This is a genomic window from Candidatus Protofrankia californiensis, assembly GCF_900634765.1.
In the GTDB taxonomy this organism is placed as follows: domain Bacteria; phylum Actinomycetota; class Actinomycetes; order Frankiales; family Frankiaceae; genus Protofrankia; species Protofrankia californiensis.
This window is the reverse complement of sequence record NZ_CAAAFT010000352.1, coordinates 1-2,871: the sequence shown is the minus strand read 5'-3', so window position 1 is coordinate 2,871 and position 2,871 is coordinate 1. Positions and strand designations below refer to the sequence as shown.

The following is a 2,871-nucleotide window of genomic DNA, read 5'->3' as shown; positions in this document are numbered from 1 at the left end:
CGTCCAACCGTACGAGGTCTAGGCGGCCGAAGAGTGCACGATGATGTTTCCGATCGCGCACTCGGAGGCCCCGGGATAGCAGGAAGGAGGCGGCCGTGTACGGAACGTTGATGGATCATTTCGGGCAGACGCAGATCATGGACCGGATGAGCAAGCACGGTTCCAAGATCGTCAAAGTGGTCATGCAGCCCGGGCAGGACCTGTTTGCCCGGACCGGGTCCATGATCGCCTATGAGGGTCTGATCGACTTCAATCCGCAGCCCCCGCAGCTCGGTCGGATCGCCTCCTCGTGGGCGACCGGTGAGGGCGTACCGCTGATGACCGCGGTCGGCCAGGGCCTGCTCTACCTGGCCGACTACGGCAAGGAGGTCATCGTCGCCCAGCTGGCCGGCGAAGGCCTGTCCGTCAACGGCAAGAACATCCTCGCGTTCGACGCCAACCTGCAGTGGGGGATCGAACGCGTCCGCGGGGTCAACATGCTTTCCGGCATGGGCATGTTCAACGTGGTCGTCCGCGGTCACGGCTGGGTCGCGATGACCGCGAAGGGCAACCCGGTCGTGCTGGACACGCGGGAGGCGCAGACGTTCGTCGACACCGACGCGCTCGTCGCCTACACCGACGGTCTGCACGTCCAGCCCCGGCGGACCGCCCGGCTCGGCGGACTGATCGGCCGCGGTTCCGGCGAGGCGTTCCAACTCGGCTTCTCCGGTCAGGGTTTCGTCGTGGTCCAGCCGAGTGAGGACGAGCGGCCGACCTTCTCGGCGCGTGGGTGACTGCGCTGCATGTGATGTGGCGTTCGGCTGACTGCGCGGCATGCGTGGGTGAGAGGATTCGACGATGAGCCACGGTGGATTCGGCGGCCCGCCCGCGGGCGGTTACCCACCCGGTGGTTACCCCGGTGGCGGAGGTCCCGGTGGATACCCACCCCCTCCCGGCCAGCCCGGCGGCTACCCGCCGGCCGGCGGGCAACCGCCGGGGTACCCACCGCCTGGATATCCGCCGGCCGGGGGAGCGCCGGGGGGTTATCCAGGCGGGACACCGGGTGCCCCGCCCGGCCCGTCTGCTCCGCCCGGCCCGCCCGCGGGTGCGGCGGGCGGGATCCGCAGCAGCCTGCTCGGCAATCCCGAGGTGCAGGCGCGGGAACGCTTCACCCTGCAGAACGGCAAGATGCTCAAGGCGACCCTCGGAGCCGAGGGTATGCGGGAGTTCTACGCCCGCAAGGGCGCCATGGTCGCCTACCAGGGCGGGGCCACCTTCGACGCCCACTGGGAGGGCTGGGGCCGCCAGTTCCGGTCGCTGTTCCAGGGCGGCGAGGGCCTGAACCTGATGAAGGTTTCCGGCGGTGGCACGGTCTTCCTCGCCTACCAGGCGCAGGACGTCCATATTCTCGACCTGGCCGGTGACGGACTGACGGTGGACGGTAAGAACGTGCTCGCCTTCGACGCCGGCCTGCACTGGGACGTCGTCCGCATCGACTCCCAGGTGTCGATCGCCGGTGCCGGCAGCTACCAGGTGGAGCTGTCCGGAAACGGCAAGGTCGCGGTCGTGACGTCGGGCGCTCCGCTGGTCATGCACGTGACCCCGCAGAACTACTACTTCGCGGACGCGGACGCGGTGGTGGGCTGGTCGTCGAGCCTGCAGGTGTCGATGCAGGCGGCGGTCACCTCGTCCTCGGTGTGGAGGCCGCGTGGCAACACCGGGGAGAGCTGGCAGATGCAGTTCTCCGGGGACGGTTATGTCATCGTCCAGCCCTGCGAGCTGCTACCGCCCTACAACGCCCTCGCCGGTGCCGGGCTCGCTGAACGTTTCGGGCTCGGCGAAGCCGGTTTCGCCGGCAACCAGCCGCAGGGTCACCACGGTGGTCCAGGGCACGGCGGTGACGGACACGGCGGCGGTACACCCGGTGGGCTTGGTGGAGCGCTCGGTGGGCTGTTCGGCAGCCAGGGGCACGGCCGCGGCGGCCGTCGCTAGCCGGCCAAAGGCGGTGCGATCATGTTTTTCGCGCCGCCGGAGGCCTAGGTCCGCGGACCACTGAGCCGGCTTCCTCCGTGCGGCGGGCTTCGAACCGTCAGTCGATGCGGGCCGTCCGCAGCGTCGATCAGGTAGTCGCACGCTCTTTTTCGATCACGAAAGTGAGTGTGGAAACGACTGCTGTCACGACCGTCTGCTCCTTCACTTTCATGATTCGACGATGTTCGATCATGGATGCCTGGTCGACTTCGATATGGGTCTGCGCTGCTTGACCGACGCTCCAGGGCCGGGGCTGAAATCCCCGGACCACTGCGTGAGGTACAACCCGAACGGGTCCGGACCCGTCGTACTGGGCGTGGGGCATCTACCTTCTGGACGTGTAGCTTCCGGACGCGGTGACCGCGGCTTCGTGCCCCGGTTCATTGGCAGCCGCGCGCGGCCAGGGCTGCGCGTAGCCGGGCGGGCACCGGCGCAGGTGGGGGTCCGCGTGAGTAGCCGGCGGCGCGCGTCCGGCTGGTGGTTGCGGCTTCGAGCGAATCCGTGGCTGGGGGCCGGCGCCGGGGTCGTCGGAGCCGTACTGATCGGCTTTTCCCTGTATCTGCATGCTGTCGGGGGTGGGCAGAGCGCCGAGGCAGGCAGCCGGACGTCGGTTCTCACAGCCGTTACCCCGGTGCCCTCCGCCCTGGTGTCCGCTGCCCCGGTGACCGCCGGTGTCGTGCGCCCCACCCCGACCGCCAGGCCACCCGACCTGGCATCCCCCGGAGTTGTGCCGCCCGGAACCGCCGACGGCGGGCCGGTTTCCGACGGCGGACTGCCGTCCGGTGGCGGGCCGGCGTCCGGTGGCGGTTCCGGGTCACGTCCCGTCCCGCCCCTGCCCAAGGTGATCCCACCCCGCATCAC

General features: G+C 69.5%; 2 protein-coding genes and 1 pseudogene. All 3 read left to right on the top strand.

The window, feature by feature from the left end:
• The first annotated feature begins 95 nt into the window (after window positions 1-95).
• Window positions 96-773, top strand: a complete 678-nt coding sequence (locus tag DD1DGNOD_RS18225; protein ID WP_131767660.1) for an AIM24 family protein — start codon at window positions 96-98, stop codon at window positions 771-773.
• Between the two features lie 64 nt (window positions 774-837).
• Window positions 838-1,971, top strand: coding sequence for an AIM24 family protein (locus DD1DGNOD_RS18220; protein ID WP_131767659.1), 1,134 nt, complete (start codon window positions 838-840; stop codon window positions 1,969-1,971).
• 487 nt (window positions 1,972-2,458) lie between these two features.
• Window positions 2,459-2,871, top strand: a pseudogene (locus tag DD1DGNOD_RS18215) (hypothetical protein); the annotation flags it as partial.

Excerpts from the sequence above, each read along its gene's own strand:
- DD1DGNOD_RS18220 (WP_131767659.1), top strand. The coding sequence starts at position 838 with ATGAGCCACGGTGGATTCGGCGGCCCGCCCGCGGGCGGTTACCCACCC.